We start from the raw sequence: 4,007 nt of genomic DNA, 5'->3' as shown, positions 1-4,007 counted from the left end.
GCCCGGACCTGTTGTTCCTGAAAGTGCCCGAGCGGAAAGAGCTCAAGAACCGGCTGCACCTGGACCTCAGGCCGGAAGACCAGGCTGCTGAAGTTGAGCGGCTCGAAGGCCTGGGCGCCTCACGCATCTCAGTCGGCCAGGGACCCGAGGTGACGTGGGTGGTGCTGGCAGATCCCGACGGGAACGAGTTCTGCATCCTTCGGGCGGTGCAGGCCGAAGATCAGCCCGCCGGCTAGCGGTAGCTGGCGATAAACGGCCTATCGGTGGGGACAATCTGCTTGCCGAGCGGCATCAGGCTGACGGGGATGAGCTTCAGGTTGGCGATGGCCAGGGGGATTCCGATGATGGTGATGGCCATGGCGAACGCCGTCACCACGTGGCCGATCGCAATCCAGATGCCCGCCACGACAAGCCAGATCACATTCCCCAGCAGTGAAAACACTCCGGTACCGCCTGGCTTGTCCACCACCATGCGCCCGAACGGCCACAGGGTGTAGGCGGCGATCCGGAACGATGCGATGCCCCACGGAATGGTGACGATCAGCAGGCAGCAGATGATGCCCGCCATGAAATAGCCCAGGGCGAGCCAGAATCCGCCAAAAACCAGCCAGATGATGTTGAGCAGTGTCTTCATCTGTCCATTGTGCCCTGCAGGGTCTGACAAAAACGTAGGGGTCTGCCCTGATTCGTCCCTGAAACCTTCGCCCCTGGAACGGTCAGCCCTTGGCGGCCTCGATGAAGGCCCGGATCTTGGCCAGGTCCTTCACACCGCGGGAAGCCTCGACGCCGGAGGAGACGTCCACGCCCCAGGCCCCGGATGCAGCAGCAGCCCGGCTGACGTTCTCCGGAGACAGTCCCCCGGCGAGCAGCCACTTGCGGTCCTGAAGCTCTGTCACGTCCACCATGGAGGCGTAGTCCCAGGTCTCGCCGGATCCAGGCACGGCGGCATCTATCAACAGGAGTTCCTCGCCCCAGTCGGCGAACGCGTCCGCCGTCGCTGCCATGGTGACTGCCCTGATCAGCTTCATGCCGGCGTCGTGGACTGTGGTGACGTCGTCCGGGGTGAGGTCCCCGTGCAGCTGGACCCACTCCAGGCCTGCGGCGCGGGCGATCGCCACAGCGTCCGCGACGGGTTCATGCCGGAAGACCCCCACTGCCACCACGCCGTCGGGGATGTCCGCCTTCAGCCGGGCAACCTGGGACGGCGAGACCGCCCGGGGGCTGGCCGTCAGGACAAAGCCGACGGCGTCCGCACCGGCGTCGACGGCTTCCCGGACAGATTCGGGCGTACTGAGACCACAGACTTTGACGAACATTCCCGGCTCCTTCAGGCTGACTTCGTGTTGTCCCCCCGGAGGAGATTAGCAGGCACACGGCCCCGGCGCCTCTGTTGTCCAGCCATTCAGGCACCGGACAGCACACGCCCCACCATGCCGCGCCCGGATTCCTCGAAAGCTGCGTCGCCGATCTGGTGGGCCCACACCACTGTGCCGACCGCCTGATTCAGGTTCTCCAGACGCCACAGATCAGCTTCCGCCGGCCCCACAATCCTGCCCAGCATGCCACGCCCTTGCCCTAGGGCGTCGGGGGTCCGGCAACAAACTAGGCTGGTCGGATGGAGATCATCCGCTTTGCAGAGCTCAGGAACGAACCGTGGCGCAACAAGGGCGGTGTGACGCGTGAGTTGGCGAGCCACCCGAAGGCCGCCTCGGCGCAGGACGGCGCCTGGGACTGGCGTGTCAGCATCGCCGACGTCACCAAGGCCGGCGATTTCTCCACGTTCCCCGGGATGGAGCGCGTACTGACCGTGATCGATGGCGAACTGCTCCTGCTGACCGTGGACGGCGCCGAACATCCCCTCGAAAAGTACCGTCCTTTCAGGTTCTCCGGTGAAGCGGCAACCCACGGTGCCCTCCCCACCGGGGACGTCCGCAACCTGAACGTCGTCACGCGAAGTGACACCTACAAGGGCTTCACGTCCATCATCGAGCTCTCCAAAAAGCGCGCGCACCCCGTCTTCGGAGGCCAGCTGGCCGTGCTGCTGCAGGGCCAGGCAACGGTCAGTCCGGGTGCCGCCGAGGATGCCGAGGAAGGGACGGACGCCGAAACCGAAGCACCCCCGGCACCAGAACCCGAGGCACTGGGCCGCTACGACGCCGTCGTCGGTTCCGATGTACGCTCCCCCGAAATCCTGGGCCGCGGCTTCCTGGCCGTGGTCTCGATCGACCGTGTGACAGGGTAGCCTCGCCTGCGTTATCCGAGCCTTCCCACACTGGCCACTGCGGCTGGCCGACCCTAAACTCGGGCTATGACCACCTCTTTTAATGCGCTTCTGTCCACCCAGATCGGCAACGAGTTCGCGGCTTCGCAGCAGTACATTGCCGTGGCCACCTGGTTCGCCAACCAGGACCTCCCGCAGCTGGCCCGCTACTTCTACCGGCAGTCGGTGGAGGAACGGAACCACGCCATGATGATGGTGCAGTACATGCTGGACCGTGACATCACCTTCTCCATCCCAGGTGTCCCCACCGTCCGCAATGACTTCTCCTCCGTCACTGAACCGCTGGCTCTTGCCCTGGAGCAGGAGAAGGAAGTGACCCGCGACATTGAGGCCCTCTTCCGGGCGGCCCGCGGCGAGGACGATGCCCTGGGCGAGCAGTTCATCCTCTGGTTCCTCAAGGAGCAGGTGGAGGAAGTCGCCTCCATGACCACCCTGCTGAACATCGCCGAACGCGCCGACAACCTGTTCGACATCGAGAACTTCATCGCCCGCGAAACCATCGGCGACGGCGGCCGCGACAGCTCCGCCCCCGCGGCAGCAGGCGGCGCCCTCTAAGCGCAACGCGGGGTCACTTCTGACCCTCTGGAGGCCTCATATCGGGCGTTTAGTGACCCCGCGTTGGATGCATTTCCGGCTCAGCACCCGCGGTGAGGTTGGCCACCAACGTGGCCACCCACCGCCGGGCGTTGCTAGGCTTGGAGCCAAGGCTCCCCCAACGGGGTCTCCGGACGACGGTTCAGTACCCGGCACGCGACAAGACTGGCCAAAGGATCTGTCATGTCGTGGTTAATCCTCATTCTTTCCGGGGCGCTCGAGGCCGTCTGGGCCGCCGCGCTGCACCGGACCTTCCAAGGAAAAGGCAAGCGACGCATCGCGCCCGCGCTCCTCTTCCTGGTCTCCGTCCTCGCCAGCATGGCCGGCCTGGCCATCGCCATGCAGGCCATCCCCACTGGGACCGCCTACGCCGTGTGGGTGGGTGTGGGCGTGGTGCTGACCTCCGCCTACGCGATCATCACCAAAGCGGAACGTCCGACGGCGGCGCGCCTGCTCCTGCTCACCGGCATCGCCGCGTGCGTGGTCGGCCTGAAAGTGGTGGCGTGATGAACCCGCGTTCCGTGGCGTGGCTCCTGCTGCTGGCCTCCGCCGTGCTCGAAGCCGTGTGGGCCACCGCGCTTGGCCTGTCCGACGGCTTCACCCAACCCCTGCCGACCCTTGTCTTCGCCGTGACGGCCACCCTCAGCATGATCGGCCTGGGCCTGGCCATCCGCAGCATCCCGCTCGGCACGGCCTACGCCGTCTGGGTGGGAATCGGCGCTGCCCTGACGGTGGGCTGGGCGATGGCCACCGGCGTCGAACCCTTCAGCGTCCTGAAGGTGCTGTTCATTGCCGGGATCGTCGGCTGCGCGGCCGGGCTGAAGGCACTGCCCGCCGGCACAAAGGCGCGGGAGGACCACCCGGTCTAGGCTTTTGCCATGGACTCCCCCGAGATTTCCCAGGCTGTGGCTGCCCTGCGTTTTCGAGTGGACGGCGGGCGGCGGACACTGCTGGGCATCACGGGGGCGCCCGGCTCCGGGAAATCCACCTTTGCCTCGTGGCTGCAGCAGCAGTTCGGGCCCGGGCAGGCAGTGGTGGTGCCGATGGACGGCTTCCACTTGGGCAACGCGATCATCGACGGCACACCGCTGCGGCAGCGTAAAGGGGCAATGGACACGTTCGACGTCGGCGG

At 66.0% G+C, this 4,007-nt stretch carries 8 protein-coding genes, 1 pseudogene and 1 riboswitch; of the genes and pseudogenes, 6 read left to right on the top strand and 3 right to left on the bottom strand.

Annotation, left to right across the window (positions count from 1 at the left end; all coding sequences use genetic code 11):
- On the top strand, positions 1-236 hold a 236-nt coding region (locus DBR22_RS16895), incomplete at its 5' end, for a VOC family protein (RefSeq protein WP_308810228.1).
- Here the strand turns inward: DBR22_RS16895 and DBR22_RS16890 are convergent.
- From DBR22_RS16890 to DBR22_RS23935, 3 genes are all read right to left on the bottom strand, one after another.
- Positions 233-634: a YccF domain-containing protein gene (locus DBR22_RS16890; protein WP_108599975.1), complete on the bottom strand. Its 402-nt coding sequence runs from the start codon at positions 632-634 to the stop codon at positions 233-235. The two genes, DBR22_RS16895 and DBR22_RS16890, sit on opposite strands and share 4 nt — an antisense overlap.
- 82 nt (positions 635-716) lie before the next feature.
- Positions 717-1,316 (bottom strand): phosphoribosylanthranilate isomerase, encoded by a 600-nt coding sequence (locus DBR22_RS16885; protein ID WP_108599974.1) that lies wholly within the window; start codon positions 1,314-1,316, stop codon positions 717-719.
- Between the two features lie 86 nt (positions 1,317-1,402).
- Positions 1,403-1,561: a hypothetical protein gene (locus DBR22_RS23935; RefSeq protein ID WP_181365222.1), complete on the bottom strand. Its 159-nt coding sequence runs from the start codon at positions 1,559-1,561 to the stop codon at positions 1,403-1,405.
- Positions 1,562-1,615: 54 nt separating this feature from the next.
- Here DBR22_RS23935 and DBR22_RS16880 point away from each other — a divergent pair, with 54 nt between their 5' ends.
- From DBR22_RS16880 to DBR22_RS16860, 5 genes and pseudogenes are all read left to right on the top strand, one after another.
- Positions 1,616-2,242: a HutD/Ves family protein gene (locus tag DBR22_RS16880; protein ID WP_108599973.1), complete on the top strand. Its 627-nt coding sequence runs from the start codon at positions 1,616-1,618 to the stop codon at positions 2,240-2,242.
- Between the two features lie 66 nt (positions 2,243-2,308).
- On the top strand, positions 2,309-2,836 hold the full coding sequence (locus DBR22_RS16875) for a ferritin (protein WP_108599972.1): 528 nt from the start codon (positions 2,309-2,311) through the stop codon (positions 2,834-2,836).
- Positions 2,837-2,984: 148 nt separating this feature from the next.
- Positions 2,985-3,049, top strand: a riboswitch (guanidine-III (ykkC-III) riboswitch).
- A gap of 9 nt (positions 3,050-3,058) precedes the next feature.
- Positions 3,059-3,382 carry a DMT family transporter gene (locus DBR22_RS16870; protein WP_108599971.1) on the top strand — a complete coding sequence of 108 codons (324 nt, stop codon included), beginning with the start codon at positions 3,059-3,061 and terminating at the stop codon, positions 3,380-3,382.
- Positions 3,382-3,744, top strand: a complete 363-nt coding sequence (locus DBR22_RS16865; RefSeq protein ID WP_108599970.1) for a DMT family transporter — start codon at positions 3,382-3,384, stop codon at positions 3,742-3,744. The genes DBR22_RS16870 and DBR22_RS16865 overlap by 1 nt, the downstream gene beginning before the upstream one ends.
- A 9-nt stretch (positions 3,745-3,753) precedes the next feature.
- A pseudogene (locus DBR22_RS16860) lies at positions 3,754-4,007 on the top strand (nucleoside/nucleotide kinase family protein); the annotation flags it as partial.

Origin of the sequence: Arthrobacter sp. HMWF013 (genome assembly GCF_003061105.1) — a bacterium.
Classification (GTDB): Bacteria; Actinomycetota; Actinomycetes; order Actinomycetales; family Micrococcaceae; genus Arthrobacter.
Note: the sequence above shows the minus strand (reverse complement) of the source record. Positions and strands in the feature narration are given on the sequence as shown.